Source organism: Mycolicibacterium sp. MU0053, assembly GCF_963378095.1.
Classification (GTDB): domain Bacteria; phylum Actinomycetota; class Actinomycetes; order Mycobacteriales; family Mycobacteriaceae; genus Mycobacterium; species Mycobacterium burgundiense.
The window spans coordinates 1,982,634-2,005,792 of record NZ_OY726397.1 but is presented as its reverse complement, the minus strand read 5'-3'; the positions used below and the strand labels follow the sequence as shown (position 1 = coordinate 2,005,792).

At 59.9% G+C, this 23,159-nt stretch carries 11 protein-coding genes and 1 pseudogene; all 12 read right to left on the bottom strand.

The annotated features are described in order from the left end of the window. Positions 1–93 precede the first annotated feature (93 nt). Positions 94–617: pseudogene (locus RCP80_RS09355) on the bottom strand (transposase); the annotation flags it as partial. A gap of 76 nt (positions 618–693) precedes the next feature. After that, on the bottom strand, positions 694–837 hold the full coding sequence (locus tag RCP80_RS09350; RefSeq protein WP_308482064.1) for a hypothetical protein: 144 nt from the start codon (positions 835–837) through the stop codon (positions 694–696). Positions 838–860: 23 nt separating this feature from the next. Continuing rightward, positions 861–1,142, bottom strand: coding sequence for a transposase (locus RCP80_RS09345; protein ID WP_308482063.1), 282 nt, complete (start codon positions 1,140–1,142; stop codon positions 861–863). A 203-nt stretch (positions 1,143–1,345) separates the two neighbouring features. Then, complete coding sequence (gene brxL / locus RCP80_RS09340) at positions 1,346–3,376, bottom strand: protease Lon-related BREX system protein BrxL (protein WP_308482062.1); 2,031 nt, start codon at positions 3,374–3,376, stop codon at positions 1,346–1,348. After that, entirely contained in the window at positions 3,373–5,706 is a 2,334-nt protein-coding gene (locus RCP80_RS09335) for a PglZ domain-containing protein (RefSeq protein ID WP_308482061.1), read from the bottom strand. The genes brxL and RCP80_RS09335 overlap by 4 nt, the downstream gene beginning before the upstream one ends. Positions 5,707–5,867: 161 nt before the next feature. After that, positions 5,868–9,446, bottom strand: a complete 3,579-nt coding sequence (gene pglX / locus RCP80_RS09330) for a BREX-1 system adenine-specific DNA-methyltransferase PglX (RefSeq protein ID WP_308482060.1) — start codon at positions 9,444–9,446, stop codon at positions 5,868–5,870. Then, on the bottom strand, positions 9,443–12,928 hold the full coding sequence (brxC, locus tag RCP80_RS09325) for a BREX system P-loop protein BrxC (RefSeq protein ID WP_308482059.1): 3,486 nt from the start codon (positions 12,926–12,928) through the stop codon (positions 9,443–9,445). Before brxC ends, pglX begins: the two co-directional genes overlap by 4 nt. Then, positions 12,925–13,512: a BREX protein BrxB domain-containing protein gene (locus tag RCP80_RS09320; protein WP_308482058.1), complete on the bottom strand. Its 588-nt coding sequence runs from the start codon at positions 13,510–13,512 to the stop codon at positions 12,925–12,927. Before RCP80_RS09320 ends, brxC begins: the two co-directional genes overlap by 4 nt. After that, complete coding sequence (locus tag RCP80_RS09315) at positions 13,499–14,251, bottom strand: BrxA family protein (RefSeq protein ID WP_308482057.1); 753 nt, start codon at positions 14,249–14,251, stop codon at positions 13,499–13,501. Before RCP80_RS09315 ends, RCP80_RS09320 begins: the two co-directional genes overlap by 14 nt. After that, positions 14,251–14,775, bottom strand: coding sequence for a BrxE family protein (locus RCP80_RS09310; RefSeq protein WP_308482056.1), 525 nt, complete (start codon positions 14,773–14,775; stop codon positions 14,251–14,253). Before RCP80_RS09310 ends, RCP80_RS09315 begins: the two co-directional genes overlap by 1 nt. Before the next feature lie 256 nt (positions 14,776–15,031). Beyond that, complete coding sequence (locus RCP80_RS09305) at positions 15,032–19,678, bottom strand: DEAD/DEAH box helicase family protein (RefSeq protein WP_308482055.1); 4,647 nt, start codon at positions 19,676–19,678, stop codon at positions 15,032–15,034. Beyond that, positions 19,675–23,034 (bottom strand): hypothetical protein, encoded by a 3,360-nt coding sequence (locus tag RCP80_RS09300; RefSeq protein WP_308482054.1) that lies wholly within the window; start codon positions 23,032–23,034, stop codon positions 19,675–19,677. The genes RCP80_RS09305 and RCP80_RS09300 overlap by 4 nt, the downstream gene beginning before the upstream one ends. Positions 23,035–23,159: the final 125 nt, after the last annotated feature.

Genomic DNA, 23,159 nt, shown 5'->3' with positions numbered 1-23,159 from the left:
AGGTTTAGTACCCCCAAACACCCACCCACACCAAAGAAAGCCCAGTTCAAAGACCTAACACGCGCGAGAACCGACCGAGGTGTCCAAACTCAGGTTGACCGCCCAGCCGGCCTTGCGGGCCATCACCGCGGCTCGTCGCCATCCCCAGCGTGGCCGGTCGGTGGAGAACGTGCGCAGCCAGGCCCGCAGCTCGGCTTCTTCATCGGTGATCGGCGTCGGCGTCAGGCGCATCGTGGAGCGGTGGATGCCCACGACCGTGCAGGCTCGCCGTTCGGAGACCCCGAACCGTTCACGCAGCATCGTCACGGCGCTGCGCTTGCGGTTCGGGGTTAGAAGTTTCCCTCCGAGATCTCCTTGAGCATGTCGATGTCGAGGGCCTGGTTGGCGACCAGTTTCTTCAGGCGGGTGTTTTCGGCCTCGAGTTCTTTGAGGCGTTTGGCGTCGCTGGCCTTCATGCCGCCGTACTGGGCCACCCAGCGATGCCACGTCGACTCGGTGATCTCCAGGTGCCGGCACACCTCGGCCAGTTCCTGTCCGGTCCCGAGGAGCTTGTTGCCCTCGGCGAGTTTGCGGATGATCTGATCCGGCGTATGCCGCCGGCGCTTCTTGGCTGCCATGTCGTTGCCGATTCTTCCTGCCCGAACACCGGGCATCAGAGCCGCACAACAACTGGACCACTACGAGGGGCTCACCTCAGCGCAGCCAGGCCCTGATCTCGGCGTCCGGGTCGGCCGGGGTCTGCGCCAACGGCAGGCGGCGGTAGGTGGAGCGGGCCAGCCCAACGGCTTTGCACGCCAACCGTTCCGACATGCTCAGCGTGTCTTTGAGCATGTCCACGGCGCGGCGCTTGGCAGCTGGGCTCAGAATTTTCCCTTCGCGACCTCCCGCAGCGCGTCTTTCTCCAGTTCGGCTTCGGCGAGCAGCCGCTTGAGGCGGGCGTTCTGCTCGCGCAGCTCTTTGAGTTCTTTGGCGGCGTCGGTGTCCATGCCGCCGTAGGCGCGCCGCCAGTTGTACAGCGTGGCCGGCGAAACCTGCAGCTCAGCGGCGATCTGCTCACCAGTCTTGCCCTCGGCAGCCAGCTCATCCGCCCGGCGCAGTTTGCGCACGATGTCCTCCGCGGAGTTCCGCTTCCGACCAGCCATGTGTTCATCGTCCCTTCTGACCCGACATCGGGCCACAGGACTCTAAACCTCGTTGGACTCATTCAGTGGGAACATGCCACACCCTAGGAGGTAGGGGTGACTTAGTCAGCGAGATCTACTTGGAGGTGTAAGTGGCGATGATCTGGCCGCCTTTTCAAAGGGGCGTTATCAGGAATGAGTGTCACAACTGTCATCAGTTTGGCTCAGGCCCAGTGAGATTTGATGTATTCCATCGCCTCAGCGGTGTTGAGCAATCTGGTCGAGTTGCTCAGGCGGACATAAAAATCCCCACGCGATTTCTGGCTACGGATGAAGATCGGCACCTTAGAAGGGGTCACATCCACCCGACATATATTGTGCCCATTATCTTCATCGAAGGACACACTCAAGTACGTCGTGGCGACCTTCCCTAGACTTTCCGCAAGCATCGAAGTCAACCAATTTTCATAACCATCAGCGTCCTGGCGCTTCTGGCTCGCCAGTCGAAAGTCGTCGACGAGGCCGACGGCCTCACCGTCGTCATTCACTCCAATCAGCAGAGTTCCGCCATGTGAATTTGCAAAGCCAGCGACGGTTTTCGCGATAGAAAACTCCAATTCCTTGTTTTTCTTCCCGGTTTCCCAGTCGAAGGTCGCAGAGGACTTGAACTCGACCTTTTTGCTCTCACCGTTTGACATGAGTTCAGTCGTGTTCAGTGCCAGCGGTTCCGCCACCTCATCAATTGCTCGGCCGCTGGTGGCCGTCCCGCCGGCAATCTCAAGTTCGATGTCATCGGGTTGCTCTGGCACCTCAACCCAATACTCCCTGCCGGTGTCCCTCTCTATGTAGGAGAAGGCGGTCTTCGCGTAGTCGTGCGCTGCAAGCTTCTTCAGTTGTTCTTTGATCCGGCGTCGTCCCTCCATTGCAAACTCGAGGTACGCGCGCAGCTCCCCGCGAGTCCACTCTTCGTGCGGATGAAGCAGTTTAATGAGCCCGGAGACTGTCTTACGAACAGACTTTTCGTCTCGAGCGCTCAGATGATCGCCCAGTGAGAAGTCAGCATCGATCGCGCTGACATATGAGCGCTTTCGTAACTGGCGCATAGCTTCTGAGAAATAGTCGGACACGAAGCCATAATGGTCAGTGAAGAGTCGGTGTTCGAGTTTTGGCACTTCCCAACCGGGTAAATAGAAGTGCAGGCGGTCGATGAAGGCGGGGTCGATCATCGCCTTCGGCAGGTCCGCTAGCAGATGCGCGGTCCTGATGAGTTCCTGGTGTGGCTTGCTGGTGTTGCCGATCAGGACGATCGAAGCCTCGGCTGGTGTCTCCTCTTTGCCTCGGGCGAATGACCCGGACTCCATGTAATCCTTGAGCATGTTGACCACTGTGGAATCGGACATCTCGAGACCGGCAACCTCGTCGAATGCGACGACATCCCACATCCCGAGCAGTCCGACGCGGCCAGTGCCCATGTGCACAAACAATTGGGGTACGGTCACCTTGCCACCCGAAATGAGGATTGCGTTGGGTGATGACTCTCGATACACGAACGATTTACCCGTCCCCCATGGGCCAAGCTCAATGAGGTTGAAGTTGCGTTCCACCATCGGAATAAGTCGTGTCAGCGCGAGCAGCTTGCCACGAAAGTCGTACTCGTCGGGCTCGAGGCCGATCGTCCGCATCAACAGATCTAGCCACTGATCCCGACTGAATTGCCTCCGGCCGTCGGCATACTCATCCATTGAGAACGCGGCGACTTGAATGGGTTTCAAGGCCTTGATGAAGAATGGGCGCTTGGTCGTGTCGTCATCGGTTGCGTTGTAGACGAGGTCCAGTTGCGACCAGACGCCACCGCCCAGCATACGGTCATACTTGTAGACTAGATCGTCCGGAATGTGGATGAACTTCTCACCGAAGTTCGAGAGGTGCGCCCAGTACTTGTCTTCACTTGCGAGCAACCGTACGTCGACCTTGTCAATTAGGCGGAACTGCCCGCGTCGTTTGAGTTCAGCCTTCGCCTTTTCCGATTCGTCTGGGCGGATGAAGTTGTCAGCGAGTGTGCTACGCACGACCTCGAGCCCTGTCGCGATTGCCGCCGGGTCGTCTGATGCCGCGTACTTGCCTAGCAGGAACTCGAGAACGTAGTTAGGGACGTTGGCGCCAACCTTGACCTGACGCACTAGATCCTTGCGCACCACGCGACCGGCGAACACGTCATTAGATTTCCGGTCGAGCTCGTCCATCGGATTGGTCACAGTTCCTCCTCAACAATGATCGAAGCGGCCACTGGCGTGATCGATTCAGCGATTCGCCGGCCGGTGCGGGCATCAACCACCTGAAGCTCGATCTGCGAGTTCCGTTGCAGGTTTGAAACTACTTGGAAGGTAAGGACGGTCGGCCTTCCGGGCGCAATGGTCACCGACCCCGACTCAGGGTCGTATCCATCCCCCGACACCACGCGGGCGACGGACTCCTTTTCGGTGCCTCCACGAACGACCACGCGGAAGGTGACGGCATCGGTGAACAAGTCTCCGAGGAACTCGACGGTGGCTGCGAATACGCCCGTGGTGATTCGCCCACCCGCAATGGTGACCGATATGTCCAATTTATGGGGCTGCTGAACGGGTTCCAAGTCCACGACGATGACTGGGGTGATCAACTCTTGAGCCGAAAGACCACCGTGAAAGAACTGTTTTCCGCCACCGGCTTTGAACACCGCCAGTCCCTTGGGCACGATAATGTCGAGATCACTTCGGATGCCGAGTTCGGCAAGAGCAATCCGCGCCGTGCCGTCCGCGGTGGTTCCACCCTTGCCAACCCAGCACCGTCGGTGTAATTCACCGTCACCCCCAATCGGTGCGTCTATGGTCCGAGGGTCTCCCACGGATTGACTCAGTGCAACAAATCCGTGATCCGCCGTGATAACGACGCGCCGAATGCCAGCCTGGCCGAGCTTGGCCACGGCGTTGGCCAGGTCCTGCTTGGTCGCCTCGAACTGCGGCCAAGCAGTATTCAGCAGACCAGATTCGCCTGCGGCGTCGATCTCCTGACTGCGGACGAGCACGAGGTTTGCATTCTTGACCGCTCTCTTAAGTTCCGTCTCGCCCTGTTGGCTTACTGACCCGAGGTCGAGGTTCGCAACTGGCCCATGCGCAGCGCGCAGCCGCTCAATGCGGTGTTCGACGGTCGAAACCTCGCGTTCGCCGATCGCGATCGACAACCGGCCGTCGTCGATCTCGACGCTGAGCCGCTCGGCGGCTGCAGGCAGGAGGTTCGTCATTCCGACCTTGGTAATGGTCGGCGCTCCCGCCGTCGCCGCGTAGAGCGACACGTGCTCACTGATGTCGCTCTGGATGGCTTCGACAAGTTCAACGCCCAATTCATAGCGGAGTGCGTCCACCCATATGTAGGCCGTTGGTCCGTCGGCGTTCTTGACGAAACGGTCATGTATTTCGCCCTGTGGAATCTGTGTGACTCCACTCAAGCCGTTCTGACACAAGTTTAGTGTGACGGCTCTCGCGACGGTATCGACCCACTGTTCGTACGCAACGCGCACTTTCGCGATGTGCTGCTCCAGGATTCCGTGAGACGCCAACGCGCCGCGCGCAAGCTCTAGGTGGCGGTGCGCATGATCGACTGAGTGTGCCGTGCTCACATACCAATCGAGTATCGCGGGAAGTGCGCCCGATGGAACGGTGTGGTGTTGCAACGAGCGATGCAGACCCGTCACCGCACGCACAGCCCTCCACTGGTCACTCCAGCGTGTTGACGATTGGCCTGGGCGTTCGTCGCGCCAGGGGTTTCCAGCTACAAGGCGTTGTTCGGCCAACACGCTCGCGGCGTCGAAGTCACCCGCTTCGAGTTGCCGTGCCACCTCTGTCATACATAATGATTCGATTGACGGCGTGGTGAAGCAGCCGTTTAGGCCATCGGACCAAACGAGTACAGACTTTAAGTCTAGCTGTTGGTCTATGTGGATAGCGAGGTCCCGATACGTCGCGCGCCATTTCGGCGCATAGCGCCAGGTTTGGAGTAGGGCATCCGCGCGACGGCGTTGATCTGCGGTCGGCGGAGCCCATACCGACGATAGGTCTGCCGTAAGTCCTCCTGCCGCTTGTGCCACTTCAGACAGCAGAATCTGCTGCGCGAAGGAGCTTCTCAGTTCATCGCGTGCGCCCGAGGGCACGCCGCCAAACGAGTCGCCCAACATTTTCGCGACGTCAGTCCATACATTTTCGCGATCGATTGTGTCGTCTTTACTGCCGTCAAGCACTGCTAGGGCCATCTGCACGCTGTCATCGCTACCAAGGATGCTCATCAGGCGGACATCCGCCGCGCCGCTTCCGCCGACTGCGGCTTCCGCCTCGTCCAAAGTTCTTGCATCGCGCGCGATCTGGTCGATGCGGGCCACTGCTAGCTGACCTGAGAGCGACTGACGAACCAGGGTAGAAAGGCGGTGCTTGAACTGCTTGCTGAGTGCTCGAATCTCGGCCAGCGGGTCGTCAGCCGGCGTGGGCGCCGACGCATAAACGACCAACTGGGGCGGCTTCTCAGAAGCGAGTAGGTGTTCCACCTCCCAGCGCACTGCGTACCAACTTCCTTCGTACGCAACGAATGGTACGTTCGCAGGCGAGATCGACCTTGCGGCGCCAGCGTATTCATGGTGCTCGTCCTGCCATACGACCACGCCGGCCTGGCGCACAGCCCTCTCAAGCTCAGATCTGATCTGCAATCGGAGTGAACTTGTCACAGTTCCTCAGCCCATTTTGAGACATGTGCCCATTTATGCTGGCCATTTCGCAACTCATCACGGTACCGCGAACAATCCCTCCAAGCAGGAAATAAGCTTGCCAACGGAGCAGCGCACAGGGCGATGCCATCGGACAGGTCTGGGGCCCAGCCGAGATTAGCAATACGATCCGCTTCGTCGCGGAACTGCCGTAATTCCTCAGCTAGGTTGCGCTCGGCATCGAGGGCACGACCTAGCTGACCGGTACTCCTTGGGGATTGGCCTCCAGCCTTCTCACGCTCCAACCGATCGACCTCAGCCTCCGAAAAGGCCGCACGCCGTTTCGCCTCCGACGAGATGAGGTACAGAGTTTCTCTAGAGATCGCAGGTGTGTACACCCAGACACCCCATTTTGCAGACGGAATCGTTAATGGCCAGTAGATGGGTGCCTTTCGACGGCTCTTGGAATACCGCTTCAAGTGTGATTTGAAGAAGGGACCCCGCAAATGAGTGCGAAGCGATGAGTCGCCTAACGCATCTAGGACGTCGGAAATGACCGTTTCATACTCGTCTTCGTACATGACCCGAGCAGCATCCATCACATTGTCCACTATGTCCCACTGATGCTGGGGCTCGTCTACCAGTGTGTGAGATAGTGGCAACTGCAAGGGATAATCGCTCACTCGATCGGCCGGATGTCGACCGTCGGCTCCACGAAGCATTCCCGGCGGAAAATCTGGAAGCCGTTGAAATACGTCCCCTCTGCCCTGGGCCTGTCGACAGGCTCCGGGTTTTCGAGCGTCCCACCGCCCGAAGGCGAGACCGACCAGATACGATATGGTCTCTTCCGCCCAGAGGACGTCGGCATTCTGGACGTCTGGAAATGCCCGCCGAATCAGCTCTGAACGGTCTGGCGTCATCGGGTCCATTCGCTGGACTCCCAGCGCGGCGGCCACTGCATCATCGACCTTGCGCTGCAGTTCCTCCGCGCGTGATGTTCGACCGCTGATCCAATTCGCCGCATCTTTCCGAGCAATCCCTAGCATCGCGGGGAATTCGAAAGTGCTCGATAGCTCGGAAGCTGCCTCTGCTGTGTCAAATAGCTCGATCAGTTCCTCAACCGGTTCATCAACGCTGGACAGCCGAGTGAGAAACTCCGTTCCAAAAGGAAGTGATTTGACGGCCCCATTCTCCGTCGCGCGGCCGCGGCCGAATATCTGCAGCATTTCGGCGGCTGCAGTCGAATTTAAGAGTGCCATCAGGCGTATCGCCGACACGTCGGCGTTGGGCAAGATTGCGATACTCTTCTCCCCGAAGATCTCGCCTGCGGGGAGAGCGCGCGCCGCGAAACCAATGCTGCTCATTCTTGGGTAACACAGGCCAGACCGGTCCCAATTTGCCGACGACTGCAACACCTGGGCGAGTCTGCCTGTCTCCTCACCATAGGCGCGCAACGTCGCCCCGTCGGCTCGCCAATCGATCAGGAGATGTGAATACGAGACGTAAGGACAGAATTCTCCCCCCTTCGAGTAGCGCTTCCATCCCTCGGCAAGGCGCATGGGCGGAATCTCCCACCACGCCCGTAGAAACCGAAAGTCATCAAAGCTCTTAGGACCGGTCCGGACTACTGCAAGTGAAGGCTCAAGACTCTCGCCATGCTGCCACATGGATACCACCGAATCTGGCATATGCAGCGCAAAAGGAGAATTTGGAATTGAAGAGAAGCTGTTTAAATTGTACTGAGTAATTGGCATTTCTCCAGTGGCAAGGGCCGACGCCTTTGCCTCCGGGGAAAATGAACTCAAGTCGCAGTAGAAGGTGGAGCCGGTCGTTCTAGTTTTCGGAATGACTGTTATCGCGGTGTTTACCGTTGCGCCGTGCAATACACCTCCTCCGAGATCCAAGATAGCGAGAGGACGGCTTTCTCTCAGCAATCGGCTTCGGAACCCCGCTAGACGTTTGGTCGTCAAGTATTGAGAAGACGTGAGTGCACCTACACAGCCATCGGACGAGAGTAGATCTATGGCACGCTCAAAGAACACTGCATATAACTCAGTCCAGGAAAGCGGATAATCGCTCCGAAGGTAAGTTTCGGCTTGCAGCGCACTGGCACCGAATGGCGGATTCATCAGCACCGCGTCATAGCGGTTGCGCAGAGCCTCCACGAAGCGGATCGCATCCTCCGCTTCGGCGGCGAATAACCGGTCTGCTGGGTTTGATGTCGCACTGTCAGCTAAGCGGTGGAGGACTTCTAAGACTTGGGCCTCGGCCTCACCGTACGCGTCCTCATCGCTGCCACTGTGCCCGAAGAGTGTCGACGTGTCCCGGTCCGCACCAGGGACGCGTGATGTGATCTCGGATGAGAGTATTTGTTCGGCTTTCAACAGCGGTCCGAGTCCCGGCGCACCTTGCAGTGCATCGCGCACTGAGGCAACGAGCCGGGCCCGGCTGCTCGGAAGAGAGGACAGCAGCGCAGTCCCCTCTGACGTGGCTTCGGGCAGTGCTCGCGCGGTGACGATGTTCGGAGTGGGCAGCTTTTCGACCGTCCTGTGTCGGGAGGCGCGGAAAGTCAAAGCGGCAGCAGCTATCTGGGCGCACCGGCTATCGATATCGATTCCCCAGAGCGATGCGAGAATCTGGGGTGCGGCGTCTCGCGGAGTCACGCCCTCGATCGTCCAAGCGGCTTCCAACACGTCATAGGCGCCGAGCAGGAAATGCCCGGACCCGCAAGCCGGATCCATGACCTTTACGTCATCCAACGCGAGGGGTGTCCCTGGCTGAGTTGGTGGGTCAATTAGTAGCGGCAGCGCTGCCTGAAGCTCAGGACTTGGACTGGCCTCCATAAGCCTTCGGCCGAGCGTGTTCTGGACAAGAAAATCCACCACGTACCGAGGAGTGAAGAATTGATTCCTCACGGCGAGTTCACGCGAATTCCTAGGGGCCTGCGACTCATCGCGCATAGCGCGCCTCTCGTCGCCAGTATTGAAGAATTGGTAAGCCCACCCAAGTGTGTCGGGTGCGTCCCACACTTCTCGGAGCTCCGCGCTGCGGATCAGTGTGACGACATCGTCGAACGCCGCTGCCGACGGTTCGAGACCTAGTAGAGGATTTCGCGGATCGAAGAGTTGGGGCAGGTCCGCGGCTAGTTCGTCACCGCAAAGCCTGAGGTAAAGCCAGTATCCACCAGATTTTTCGCGTGAAAGAAGTGGGGCTACCTCCAATAGGTCCTTGAATCCCGTCGAGGAGGAACCTTCAGAAAGCGACTGCGGAAGAAGACCAACCTCTTCGGCGATCCTAATTGCGATCAATCGATTGAGGTGCGTAAATGTGGCCTCTCGAATCAATCGACCGGCGGCGCTAGCGTGTGAACCCTCCTCACGGCGGAGGAAGTCGAGCACGTCAACGATGTCCCGGCGGGCGCTGAGGCCCGTCGGATCAAGGTGGAGGTCTTTTTCATCTTCGATCTCGCCGTCGACGGCATGGATTCCGTACCGCCCTTCCGCCTCCCGGGCCAGATCGGCCTCGAGTAGACGGCGAGCTTGCTGAATGAACCGATCAAAAGCATTGCGCGCCTGATGATCCAGTGCGCTACTCATGTGAAGCGCACCTGCTTTCCGTTTGCCAGCTCAGCTGCCGCAGCATCCCGCACTCGTTCGAGCGCGGTGTCCAATTCGTCTTCGGTGGTCAGGGGTTTCGTGACGAGATCGTGGATGACGAGGTGAGCGACTTTGCCCTTCGCGACGATCTCATCGAGTTGTCGAGCGACCTTGATCGCGCGGGTGTCAACTGCTTCGGCTTTGGCTAAGAGTTGACCGAGCGCGTGCTCTACAGCGCTCCCAGTAGGCACTAACTCCTCGAGCGGTCTCAGCGCTTCGTCAAGGACAGCGGCGTTTACGTCTGCATACTGCACACGGATCTGCCGAGACTTCTCTGCGACTTTTACCTTCAGCTCTGCGTTCGCGGATTCGATAGCTGAGAGTCTGGCGACAACGAGGCGCTCTGTGATTGCACGGATCCTGGCGATGTGAGCCGGGAGATCCTCCGCGCCAAGTAGATCGACGAGTTCAAGACGCTCCGTAGCAAGATCTGACGCGAGTCCCTCATCGCCCGCTCTGGCCGCCGACTGAGCACTGCGCAACGTCTCGAGATCCTGTTGCACAACGGTGTCCAGTGCAACAAGCGCCTCTCGCCCAGCCGCGAGATCTACCCAAGATTGGACGGTTGTAGTAACGACCTCCGCGTCTGACGCATCGTCCAGCCGCTCAAGTACCGCGGACGCCCGAGTGACGGGCTCAGGCACTTTGAGTCCGAGCCCGCGGAGCCCAGCAGTCACGCGGCTTGCGATTTGCGTATCCGACACGAACGTTGACCGGACGAGTGCTGCTAGTTGGTCAGTCGCCACGGGCGGGCGAGTACCGATCAACTGCCCCAGCCGCTCGGCGAGATCAACACGAACTTCGAGGGAAACCTCGTCGTCCACAGGCGGCACAAACGAGGCGGCTCTGAATTGCGGTAGAGCGCCGAACACTCGGTCAAGCCGCTGATCCGCACTACCTCGGATCCGTGAACCTTGGTGAATTACGTCAACAAGGCCCGCGCGGATGCCGGCCGCCAAAATTGCTTGGATGACCTCAACCGGAGCTCCGTACGGCGGTCCCGAAAACAACGTCTCGAGGTGCCTACCGGTCGCCTCGTTGCCGTAGGCCGCGCGGTCCCTGATTTCGGTCAGAAGAGCCAGTAGCGGGTCGCGGTCGGTGACGACCTGCTCTCCTTGAGACGTTGAGTGCGTGACCCCGATGCCGTCCTCCCGCAGTTGAGGGGAGATCCCGTCAAGATTGTCGGCATGAAGGACGGCGAGGACATCCCGGCCAGTGACATTCGCGGAGAACTGGTCGATGCGCTCGTAGATGTCGTCGATGTGTCGCGAAACAGCCTGCTGGGCCGCGGAGCGCAGTGCCGCCGCTGGCGCATCCTCTGACGTCCCTCGAAAAATTATTTGTCCGCCGGTCAGGTCGCGCGCCAACCGCTCCGCGACGAGGCGCTCCCACCGTGTCTGACGAACTCGCTCCTCACCCAATAGCTCCACTTCGGCGACAGTCTTAGAGGGCGTGTCGCGCCGCTCGATCATGGACCGACTGCGGTGAAGCTCAAGGATTGCCTCGTAGGTATCGGGAGATTCTTCGAAGGCCCACGTCAGTCGAGTCTTTGCCGCAGCTTCGCGCGACAGGCTGCGCAGGTCTGAACGGCGGCCCGCGTCCGCCTCTTCGATGTGAAGGGCGATGTCACCGTCCGTCAACTTCTCACCTTCGACGGTGACTTCAACCTTGAAAACCCGCCCTCTCGTGACGGTCAAGCCCGCCAGACCTTCCTTGACGATAAGTCTGCGAATGCGCGTGGCCTCGGCCGGGCGAAGGTCGATCTGCCGGCGTGCTTTTTCCCAGTCCTTCTGCTCTGCGGATTGCAATTGGTAGCCATCGTCGCCGAGACGAATCCGATCATCGACGACCAAGTGGTCGAGCGCCTCACGGACTTCGGACAGCACCGATTCTGCAGTGATCGCGGGGTGAAGCAGTACGGCGATGTTCTCGGCAGTCAATGAGAGTGCGCCAACGTCGCTGCACAAGGCTACCGACTTAATCACCTGCGCCTCGATGCTGTCCTGGCCATACTTTGACGTCACTTGCTCGACTTCGCTCTGCCACGCGGTCGGGATGACACTTTCGAGTTGGTCGTAAGCACGATCGATCGTGACCAAATCGCCCATAGGATGTTCACCCAGGCCGGCTTTCGGGTCGGTCACCAGTACCTGCGCGAGCTTGATGATCGTTCTATTTGAGCCGCCAAGGATTGGCGATGCACCGCCGTGTGCTCGACGCGCCGAGATTGCATCGATAAGTACCTGCACCTGGTACGGAACCAGCGGGTACAAGCTGAGGACATCATCCTCGGATGGCGTATCGGACCGCGTGGCCGACTCTAAACGGGTGTGCGCGAGAAGTTTATTGCGGTTTTTCGTGAATAGGAAACGCAACTCTTCGCGGCCCGTCGACGTCTTCTCGAGCACTCTGCGGCTAGTGACCTCTTTGATGTCACCTGGCAGGAGATCAGCCGAAATCGGGAAACGATCCTGAACCCTAGCTAGTTCGACGCGCTTGCCTTCCAGACTGTCGAGGACGTCTTCGAGCCGCTCTTGAGATGTTACGACCAGCCAGAGCGAACCCCGACGCTTCTGCATCGCCTCGGCGAGGCCCTGCAGGTCCAGCATGCGGCTGATGCTGCGGGCTACATATTGGCCAACTTCGTCCACGATGAAGACCAAACGCTTGCGGCCATCCCCTCGACGTTCCAACAAGCTCAGTGCACGCTCTGCAAACCAGTTAGCCGTGACCTCAACGGATTCCGCTTGCTTTGCCCATGAGTCGACGTCCGGATACTTGTCGGGACGGAGAATATGTAGAGCATGGCTCGCCTCGCTCTTTGCGAAGCCGACGTCACGTCGCTCGATCCACGCACGATTTCCCTTCGAGACCTGCGCGAACGCTTTTTGGAAAGCGGCCAGATCGCCGTCAGTTTCCAGATCGTATTCGAGTTCTGCGAGCAGTAGATTGCGCGAGTAGCCGAACCGCTCTAGGAGAGCCCGGTAGAGCGGGAGGACGATGCTTTCGCCTTCTCTGGCGACGTTGCGGCTTGTCGACATGTCCAAAAAGACGCTGAACGCCGCCGCTTGGGCATGCGCGACGTTCAGCAGCGCCTCGATCCGCGGGGCGTCCACCCGCTCCTTGAACCGCTCCAGCGCTGTCCGGCCCTCGATGGATGGATTCTCGGCCAGGTATCCGAGCATCTTGGCGAACGACGACTTGCCCGAACCGAAGAATCCGCTAACCCAAACGTTGGTATCCTCAGTGGGCTTGAGAATGGTTTCTTGATAGTTTTCGAGAACTTCCTCAAGCTGCTCTTTGATGTGACGAGTAGCAACGTACTCGTCGATCTCCTCAGCAACTCGGTTCACCGCATCGACGTGAATGACTTCAGGAATGTCACGGGCAATGTCGCGTCTGAAGAGTTCAACTATTTTCATTCGGTGTCTCCTCGGGGAACGATTCGTGCGCGGTATCCGTAGGCAGGCTCGCAACAACTCATGAAGCTGAGTCCAAACTCACCGACTACCTTGCCGGGGTACAGAAGTGTCACCGGAAGCTTCAGATCTGTCCGCAGATCATCGAGCAACGAAGACGTTCGGTAGGCGGGGTAAAGGGATCCAGCGCGATACAAAAACACTGCGGTCCGATCATCGACATCCGCCAGTTCGGCTCTGACACGGTCGGGCAGGCTTGGCTCGTCTCGAAGGACTTCTCCCACTGACGCGTAAACCTCCGAGAGCGCCTCCGGGTCCCCGCCGGCGTCTCGTTCAGCTGTGATCACTGACTCCAACCAGCCGGCATCCTCCAACGCTGCCCAGAACAGGCGGGCCAGCGACACGGCCGCGACGTTCACGTTGCGGCCTGCAGCGCCGAACCAAAGACGGAGGTCTTCCAGTTCTGCCCGAACCTCCCATTCGGCTGTGGGTTTGTACACGTACAGCTGAAACGGCGGATCCCCACCGTCATCGAAATGCTCCACAACACGTTTACCGATGCCGAGAAGCGGTTCAGGCAGGGACATTGACTACCTCCTGAAGATCCGAAGCTTTCCAGTCGATACGAACCGCAGAGCCGGCACGCGAATAGTGAAGAAGTCCCAGTCGGTCTACCTGTGTGAGCAGGTCGCTGATCCATATGTCGTCCAAAAGCCACCGACGCCAAATCGGGCTCTCAAGAAGTGCCCGCGCAGAAACTTGCTGCTGATGCTCACGGAAAGCCACGTAGGCGAAGCCCTTTGGTGTCATACCAGGCGTGTTGAACTCCTTATGTACGGCACCTTTGAGTATTCCGAAGTCCCGCATTGCAGCAAGTAACCCGCGTGCAACCTTCGTGCGGACAGTGTCGGTCCACACCGGAAGACTTCCGTCTTTGGTGAGCGCTTCCAGCCACTGTTTTGCGTCGTCGATACTGACACCTATTCGGCCTGCGCTGTACCAGTCGAAGACTGGACCCTCGGCAAACGCCGCCAGGAGTGTTTCGTCACGGGCGGTCTCGTAGTAACACGCTTCTCGGAAGGCCCTGGGGTCGTCACGAAGCCCGCGTACGGCCCGCAACACGTCTGGGCCGGGTGCAACGAATCGCGGCGACAATATCCGGAGCAGCACGTCGTCTGATCGCTTCCGTGACGACTTACCGAGCAGGTTTCCTGCCGCGATCCGACTCAAGTTCTGGGCGGCATCAAGGTCGTCATCCCACACTTCTGCGAGGTGGCGGGTGTCATCGAGCATCGCTCCGCCCTTTTGAATGTTGACGGTAAACATCAATGCTTGAGGTCGAAGTACGGCGGTCGAAGGTTCGAGTCTTGAGCGAGGTATGCCGCAGCAAGCAACTTTGCGTAAGTGAGCGAAGATTCGTCATTCATAAGTTCTTCATCGGTCAGCTGTCCAAGAAGCAATCCCTCGCCAATTGGTTCACCAACTGGCGCGTCGCCTGCCCAATCTCGTAAGGAAGTCAGGGCATTTTCAAGATCCCAGCTCACCAGTACATCAAACAGCGCATCGGGCGCCAGCGTCTTCTGCTCGGCGAGCCACGCCTCCGCCCAGCGTCGAAAAGGAAATGCGCTCGAGAAGAGGTGCAAAGCGGTCTGCCGTCCGAGGAGATCGTCGTGCCGCCGCGCGGCGGACACGATGTCAAGCTCAAGCGCCGCTGACTTGGCGGTTCGTGGAAAAGCGGTCGAGAGCACGTACTGGCCGCCCTTTCCGAGGCCATGCGAGCGCCACCAACCCCTAAGGCCCTGCTCGCCGAGGCGCGCAATACCGAGAACCAGCCGGATTGCCTCAGTCACCCCGGCCTGGGGGGTGCCAACCTCCCTCATACTTCCTCCCGAACGACGGAGGTTTGCTCGGTTGGCGGACGCTTTGCCAACCGGGACGCCCAAACCCGTGCCTCGAATGACACTCTATGCACAAGCACCCGGCCGCCTCGGCGGTGGGGTTTTACTGGCGTGTTCCTCGCCTCTCTCGTGTGCTTGAGAAGATCTACAGCCCAGCGAAGACAACCTATTTTCACTTGCGATCCTACGATCAGAATCTCGTCCCCGTTCACCCCACCACCCCACCAATCACTTGCAACGCCGCGCGACGTGACAGCTCCTCATGAACGCGCCCATTTCGATACGAGCGAAGACACCCGTAGCACGAGGTTTCCTCGCCGCAGTCGCAGTTCGTCACCCGCTTGTAGGCCGACTCGAGGACCACGCCGATGTTCTCGGCGATCTTCTTCGCTGCGCCGGCCCCTCCTGGCACCGTGTCAAACAGCGCGATGCTGCGGCGATGGTCTGGGGTCCACGACAACGCACCGTCGATGTCGTCCCGGCTGATTTCTAGTGCAACCGACGCTCCTTCAAGCATTGCGTACAGGGCAGATAGCCAGATCGATTGTTGGTCGCTCTGGTACGGTATGCCGTCAAAGGTGAACTCCGCGATATCGGACTGGTACCGGTGCCCGAGGGAGATTTTCTCCAGCGGGCCATCGCAGTCCCGCCCGTTATCCGGTCGATTGTGCTTCTTTCGCCGCCCGCCACGCTCCGCGACACGGGCCCAGCCGCACCACTCACACAATTGGAAACCGTCACGTCCGCCGTCAGAAACGACCGCTAGCCACGCACGAACTCCCGCACGTGCGTTCACCCGCAACCCGCCCGGCCCAGTCCACTGGTGTTGACCGATCTCATCGCCGTGGGTCTCCACGTAACTCCCGCCGCGCCAACGTCGTTGCGGAGGCGCGCTACCAACCTCGCGCGTATCGCTAGCTGCGATGAAACCGAACTCCGGCACAATGAGCGTCCTCGGAGGTTTAAAGGGCTCCCCGCAGCTGGGACACTCGTCCGCCGCCTCCAGGACGCTGCCCCGCTCAAACCGGTTACAAGTCATGCAGACCCGGTACTGGTGGCGAACGAGTTCCTTACCGGGACGCGTCTTCAACCCAGTTGACGTCCAGATCTTGCCTCCGGCCACCACCTCGTTTCCGGGCGCATAATCGTAAATCGCGAGGCTGAGATCCCGGTCCAGCTCCAAGCGTCGGCCCACTGGGTCGGCGGCATTAAGCGTGCTGAGCTCGACAGTGTCTACCGGGAACCCATACTTCGGAAGAATATTTCGGTTCGCCAGGAAACCCAGCAGGTCCCGACCGGTGATCGTGTTCTTTGTGTCCTCAAGTCGCTTGCTCAGCCAGAACTTTCGTTCCTTAACGGACGCGTTGATGCGTTCTTCAATATCGGCGACATCCTTGGTCAGCTCCTTCTCGACGGAGTCGAGCAACTCGACCAGCGGCCCAACCCAGCTACCGTCGGAGACCCCTATCTCGGTCTGAACGCTCTGCGGCAAAGCGGTACGCAGCGCCTCCGCCAACACCGCCGGGACAGGCGAAAGGTATTCACGTACAAGGCTTGCCGGCGATGCTCCACCATCTGCGGTAGGTGAGAAAAACTGACCTGCAGTCTTCCACTTCTCGTTACGCTGCTCATAGCAGTGCCTGAAGTAGGCTGCCAGCGCAATGGAATGCGCATGCCTGCGGGCGATGCGCTCATTGTCGATCGGAACCCACGGGATGCGCATGCGGCCGGCGATCATCCCTATCGGGTTTTGGTATTGCGCAAGATCGTGGGCCGCCCGCTTGGCGTAGGTGACCACCAACGCAGCGGAGGCTGCTCGTCTGCCGGCTCGACCGGCGCGTTGCACATAGTTGGCGGTCTTTGGTGGCATGTTGCGCATGACCACTGACTGGAGGTCGCCGACGTCCACTCCGAGCTCGAACGTCGTCGAGCAAGACAGCACATTGACCTTGCCGCCGATGAACTCACGTTGAATTGTGGCTGCTTCCTTGGCGTTCCATTGCGCAGTGTGTTCGCGTGCCGTCAGCGGTGCAGTATTCATCGATTGATAGACCACGCGGTAGTGGTTCGCGTCGTCCCGGGGCGCCGGCAGATCGAACGGCTTGAGGTTGCCGGTGCACCTGCTGTTAGGACAGATTTCGCGCACCGAAAATGCCGTCAGGACACGGCACGTATCGCACTGATACCACTGGCAGTCCGCACCATTGGTGGTCGACAGCATGCTGTGGTCGAGTTGGTAAACCTGACCGCCAACCCCGCGGTCGGCCTCAGCGGCCAGAAACCCACCCGACTCCAGCAGCTTCCAGCAGCCCTCAAGAATCCGCTCTGCGGGTGTGTCGTTAGACAGCGCGGCTAGTACCTTTCTCAAGAAGGTTATCCGGCTATTGGTAGCCGCGGCGCCGCTCGGACTCCAGCTGATGATCTGCCTAGCTCGGTCAGACCCGGTGGAACGCATCCGCACCCGAGTGTTCCGGGGCGCGAACCGCTCATCTTTGACGTCGACGCGGTCCAGGACCGTAACCGCTCCCTGCAGCCGAATAGTCTTGATGAGCTCGTTCAATAACCCCCATGATTCCTCCTCAGTGAGTCCTAGTGCGGTGAAGCCGCGCAATGGCACCGGAGTTCCCGGCCGTAGGGCTATGCGCATCAGACCGAGACCCTCAAGCGATTGCCGGGTCTCCAGTGTCATCAACTCACCGGAGATCCACTGGTTCACCGCTTGGGTGATCTCAATGCTGCCCAGTTTGGCGGCAAAATGTCCCGCTGCTTGGGCTTTTTCCCGGGTGAGCAGACCCAGCTCTCCGACCGTCAGATCGGCTCCCGTTGCCGCGGGATCGGCCAGCGCCTGAGTGATATAGCGACGTTCAAGCATCCGAGTGTAAGTGCGATCCAGGTACGGGGCCGCGAATGCGGCCGCCTGGCGCGAATCGGAGAACATCAGCAGTTTGCGGCCTCCGCCGACTTGGTCGGCGGTCTCATCGGCGGCCTCGGGAAGCTGCTGATAGAGCGCTGTAGTGACGACGGCCGGCGCCGCATTCACATCCGTTCGTAGACGCCGGACACCCTGCCTGGACTGTGTGCCACATTCGGTGCAGCGACTCATGATTCGGGTAGCACGCGGATGCTCGCGCACCGCAAGGAACTGTCCGCCGCGGCAGCTCGCGGACGGACACGCGGTGGTTCCGGCATCGGCGAGCAATCCGCAACCTGTGCAGAGCCGCCTCGTGGTGGGGTCACTTTTCGCCGACTTCGCGTCGTCTTCTGCCAGGGTGAGTTCGTCCTCGTCAACGACGATGTCGCCATCATCGTCGGCAAGCACCAACCAACTAACCGAAACATCCGCGTTCTTCGCCGGCCGGAAGTAGTCCTTACTGTCACGATGTTCCAGATCGCCAGCCAGGTGAACGGCACCGCAGCGGGTGCAAGTCCCGAACTCGAACACTGCCCGACCCGTATCCGGGTCCACCTCGTGGCGTCCGAGGAAGATCCGTGGACCGCCGTCGTTGAAGCTGACGAAAGCCCCCTCGGTGGCCCGGACAAACAGGTGATATCGGGCGGACAGGACGGGGTGTCCGCGGTCGTCCCGCACACGACTACCCACATCGACGAGCGCATCCAGCTTCTCGGCCGACTGCTCGTCACCAGGCCAGATGCGGTCGCGGAGTTGCCGAACATCCACGGGACCGGAACTCAGCGCCTCCTTGAGCTCCACCAGCGACTGCTCACGCAACAATGCCGTCGCCAGGTCAACTCCAGGCGGGGCCACCTCACTCGCCTGCATCGAACCTTTTCGAAGGGCCCACAACTGGTCACCGGTCAAGCGCCAATTCGATTCCAGCTGATGCTGTTTGCGGACCGGCTCGACCAGGTCCTGCCGGCCAGTATCGCCGTCGACGTACTCAAAATGGGCATCGAAGAGGTTGGTGGCGAATTGCATTGCCTCACCGCGGGGATCGTCGCGCACTGACCCTGTCAGCGAAGCCGACGTCGCGATGCACTGAAGAGTTGCCTTTGGTGCAACACGTTGCTTGAGCCGGCGCATCAGCAGCGCAACCTCGGTACCCTGTGCACCGTCGTACACGTGGGCCTCATCCATCACAATGAAACGCCACGTTCCCGAGTGCGGCCCGTCGAACAGGTCGATGTCCGCCGGACGCAACAGCAAATACTCAAGCATCGCGTAGTTCGTCAGTAGCAGATGTGGTGGCGTCCTGCGCATTTCGTCGCGGCTCAACAGCTCATTGGGCAGCCGGCGAACACCTGGGTTGTTCTGAACGAACTCCGTTTCGGCGGCACGCACATCCTCCGCTGTTTCACCGGTGTAGCGGCCGAAAGTGATCTCCGGGACACCGGCAAGCACCGCCCGCAGCCGTTTCAACTGGTCGTTGGCCAAGGCGTTCATCGGGTACAGGAGTAGTGCTCGAACGCCCGGCCCCAACGTCCCCTGGGCGGACTCTTCGATCAACGAGTTGATGATCGGGATGAGGAAGCTCTCAGTCTTGCCGGATCCGGTGCCCGTGCTGACCACAAGATTACGACCACCGACGAACTTGCGGACCGCCGTCTCCTGGTGAACGTATAGCGGTCGGTCGAGGGAAAATGACGCGCTGTCGGTCCGTGCAAAGTCAGGATGAAGCACGCCCTCGTCGATAAGTTGGCGGCATGTCGCGCCGGTTTCATACGGCGGCGTCATCTCCAAGATCGGCCCCTTGGTTAAAAGGGTGCTTTGGTCGATCTCGGCGTCGAACGCGGCGGCTAGGCGCTCGTCGCGAGGAGCGAGAAGCGTCTTCAGATACCTCTTGTAACTTCCCTCGATTTCCTTCGAAGTCTCAAGCGGATCAAGCCGATCGATCATTTGTCTTCTCCAGTCAGATCACCACGACGGTCATACAGCACCACTGCTTCAGCGATGAGCAAGTCATTGGCCACCATCGTCGGGCACAGGTGCGCCAACCGTGCCCAGTCCCTCAGGAGGCCAGAGTTCAGGTACCGCCCCTCGATTCGTCTGTAGGCTTCGAGCCTGGCAAGGAAGGCCAGCGTCAGCGACTCCACGGACATCAGCATCCAGGGATTTTCGGAGACGTCGATGCCGCGGAGCCGGTCGATGCGCAGTGTGATCGCCTCGTGTGCGAGCGGTGAGGCCCGTTTGATCGGGTTCACCACGAATACCGCCTGCTGCGCGAAATTGGGTGACCACGCCGAGGACATCCATTCGGTTCGTCTGCATAGCGCCTCGTACACACCCACGCGCAGGTTTTCGGGGTGCAGTTGTGCGCGTGGCACCTGCTGAATCTCGCGCAGCTTCGCTTCCACCCGATTGCGCGGCACAAAGCTCATCTCCATCACCCGCGTGTCGAAACTCGCATCATGAAAGCGGGTAGCCTTGCCCGTTTGCAGAAGTTCGGTCAGCACAGCCCCGCCTCGGTCCTGAAGGTATGCAAGGGTTTCGGCACGTTCGACCCGTACCTCATCTCTGCGGTTGTAGAGCGACGGCAAGTCGGCAAGTTCGACCATGCAGCCGAACCAAGGATGGGAATGCAGCTCGTTGAGAGTCTGTTTGGCGGAGAAGTTGTGATTGACAAGTTCACTGCGGATCAGCATCGCCATCTTTTCCCCCGCCGGGATTGTGCTGTCACCTAGACACTCGAGTGCCTTCCTGGGCGCTCCGACCAACAGCTTGATGAGGCCGGCGAAGCGCTCCGATGTGCCGTCGGCGTGAAGTCGCGCCAGCGCGGCCCACACCTCGGGCATCACTCCGACTTCCACGTGTGCGCTACACGGTCCACCCAGGTAGTGCGAAAGTTCCACCTGGTCCCGCGTCCCGTCCTTCCGCCATCCCGGCTGCTCCACTCGAAATGCAGTCTCAGGAGGAATCGTCGGCGGGTCGATCAACACCCACGGATCGTCGATGAACAGCTGACAACGCAGTTCGCCAGCATCGACGAGATGTTCGGGGAGGGTGGCTTTCCCATCGACGATGGGTAACACCTCGGCGGCACGCCAGGGCGCCGTCGTGCTCCATACAAACACTGCCATGTCATCCAAGGCAGCAGCGTCGACGAACTCGAGCGCCGTGTCATTCAGACTCACAGCGGTGGCAAGTCGGCGCGGTTGGGCACGCAGAACTGTGACCTCAATCGGCCCGACCTCGGTGTGCAATGTGGCCACGATCCGACCGGACGGGTGGCTGCGCACGGTGTCTGCGAACTGCTGGGTACGTGACTCGAACACATCACCTTGGCGCCGTCTCGGCGTCGAATCGAGCTGCAGAAGATCACCGAGCTCCGAAAAGTAGGCGAACTGAACCCGCTCCACGCCGGGTGCACGGATCGCGACGAATCGATCTTGAGTGAAGTCATCGGGATCGCATACGTCGGCCGTCATTCGCCAAGCGATGGGGACACCGACTTCGCCGCTGCGGATTTCCACGTGGAGCGGCTTCAGCAAGATCTGCCCGGCAGCGTGTCCTGAGCCCAGCTCAAGCTCGACTTCGATATCGCGTGCGCCGAATTCGACTGGCCCGCCCGGGGTAACGGCAAGCCCTTCGCTCGCGATTACGGCTGTACAGGTCGATAGCCCCCCGGATACTGGGACACGGATCGCGGGCTCGAAAGTAGCTTCCACCCCCTCGGCAAGGAATGCCACGCAACGGGCGTCTGAGCCCATCGGACCGGTCACGAGAATTTCGAAGAGGCCGAGCTGAGGTTCCTCGACATCATCAAACGGATCCACGCAGGTCTCGACCTCTTCGCCCAGCCACGCCTCGTCGACGATCCATTCGGATTCGCCTAACGGCCTCACCCGCACCGTCCAGGTCGGCGGCGAATCAGTGCGTGTCGCCGGGAGAAGCACCCAGGGTCGTCGGCCGTAGACGGTCCGACCATCCAGGGTGACTGTCGCCGGTATTACGGGACCAAGTTCGAATCGGGGTCGCGCGTCCTTGCGGACCCACCGTGACGTACCGATCGGTGTCTCGTCCTTGAGGAGCTGTAGCGCGTCTACGCCGTCAAGATCGACAAAGGCGCTTCGCCACCCGTGCCATCCGGCTGGACGGCCGGAGTCCTGAGACTCAACCTGTCGCAGCGTGCGGCTGTCGACCAGCTGGTGGTCTTCAGGGTAGATCGCCCACACGCAGTCCTTGAGCCCATCGCCCCGGGCAATCCAGCGGCCATTTTGGTCGAAGGTCAGTAACGGATCTGACTGCACAACCAGCGGAAGCGCTGTTGCAGCCGCGAGCGCAGGGTGGGAGATGATCGCTTCGCGGATCGGTTCTGATACCGGCGCGCGTGCAGCAGCAGTACTGGCCTCGCCTCCCCATCGACGCGCAACGAGAACCTCGCGCACATGCCCGTCCAACGAGACACGCCACGGCACGTCGGCATCGGCCTGTGGGGTGGGAAGTGTCAGTACGACTTCGTCGTCGTCGATGAGGTAGGTGAACCCCGGTCGTAAGCCGCTGACGGTGGCAAGGCGCTTGCGCTCGAAATGCAGCGGCTTCGTCTTCAGCTGCTCGATCAACTCTTCAAGCAGGACGCTGGGCAGGCCCGTCGTCGAGGAGTCCAGGTGCCGCTCGAAGAACTGTGGGTCAGCGGTGGCAACCTCGATGAACTCGATGATGCGGTCGAGGATGTCAGCTGCGAACTCGGCGCCGTTCAGCAGAAAGTTACGCACCGGCACGTCGAGGGTTGATGCCCGATGTTCCTTGCCCGGCTCTTGAAGCCACTCCATGAGCGCGGCACCAGTCGCGGGCCGCCCCTGTGTGATGTGCTCGTTGATCAGGACCAAGAGATCCCTCAGACAGTGCACTGGGATGCCTGCATGCAGCGCGAACATCATCACGTACTTGCGTGAGCTCTCGCGCTCGATGTCTGGAAAACGCGCCAAGGAGAACTTGTCGAGCAGATCTACAACGCTGCGCCTGATTTCAACCTCGAACTCGGCGTCACGCCCGATGCCGAGTTCCTCCCAGAAGCTCTCCCAATACGCACCCTGGTCGTACGCGAGCGAAGCGTGCCCTACCAAGATCATCAAGGTCAGTGCCGGATACCGGTTGATGATCTTGCGGTGGGATACCCCTTGGTTCAGCAGATGTCGCGCCGCGGTGCCGTACTTGGACTGCGCCTCCCGAACTTCGTCAACCGTAAAATTAGCCTCTATGACCAGGTTGTATGACTGCAGACGGGTTCGCCATTCGTAGTCGGCGTCACTCATCCAGTCCGTTAGCGACATAACGTTCTCCCCAACCCTTCAACAAACCCGTGGTGACTCTCGACGCACAGTAAGACAGGGCGACGACAGAGACGGGGGTTTACGTTAGAAACGTCTGCTGTAACGGG

What these genes read in the sequence shown, in the direction of transcription:
- RCP80_RS09345 (WP_308482063.1), bottom strand. Translation starts at nt 1,142, where the DNA reads ATGGCTGGTCGGAAGCGGAACTCCGCGGAGGACATCGTGCGCAAACTG.
- pglX (WP_308482060.1), bottom strand. Translation starts at nt 9,446, where the DNA reads ATGAGTAGCGCACTGGATCATCAGGCGCGCAATGCTTTTGATCGGTTC.
- brxC (WP_308482059.1), bottom strand. Translation starts at nt 12,928, where the DNA reads ATGAAAATAGTTGAACTCTTCAGACGCGACATTGCCCGTGACATTCCT.
- RCP80_RS09320 (WP_308482058.1), bottom strand. Translation starts at nt 13,512, where the DNA reads ATGTCCCTGCCTGAACCGCTTCTCGGCATCGGTAAACGTGTTGTGGAG.
- RCP80_RS09315 (WP_308482057.1), bottom strand. Translation starts at nt 14,251, where the DNA reads ATGTTTACCGTCAACATTCAAAAGGGCGGAGCGATGCTCGATGACACC.
- RCP80_RS09305 (WP_308482055.1), bottom strand. Translation starts at nt 19,678, where the DNA reads ATGATCGATCGGCTTGATCCGCTTGAGACTTCGAAGGAAATCGAGGGA.
- RCP80_RS09300 (WP_308482054.1), bottom strand. Translation starts at nt 23,034, where the DNA reads ATGAGTGACGCCGACTACGAATGGCGAACCCGTCTGCAGTCATACAAC.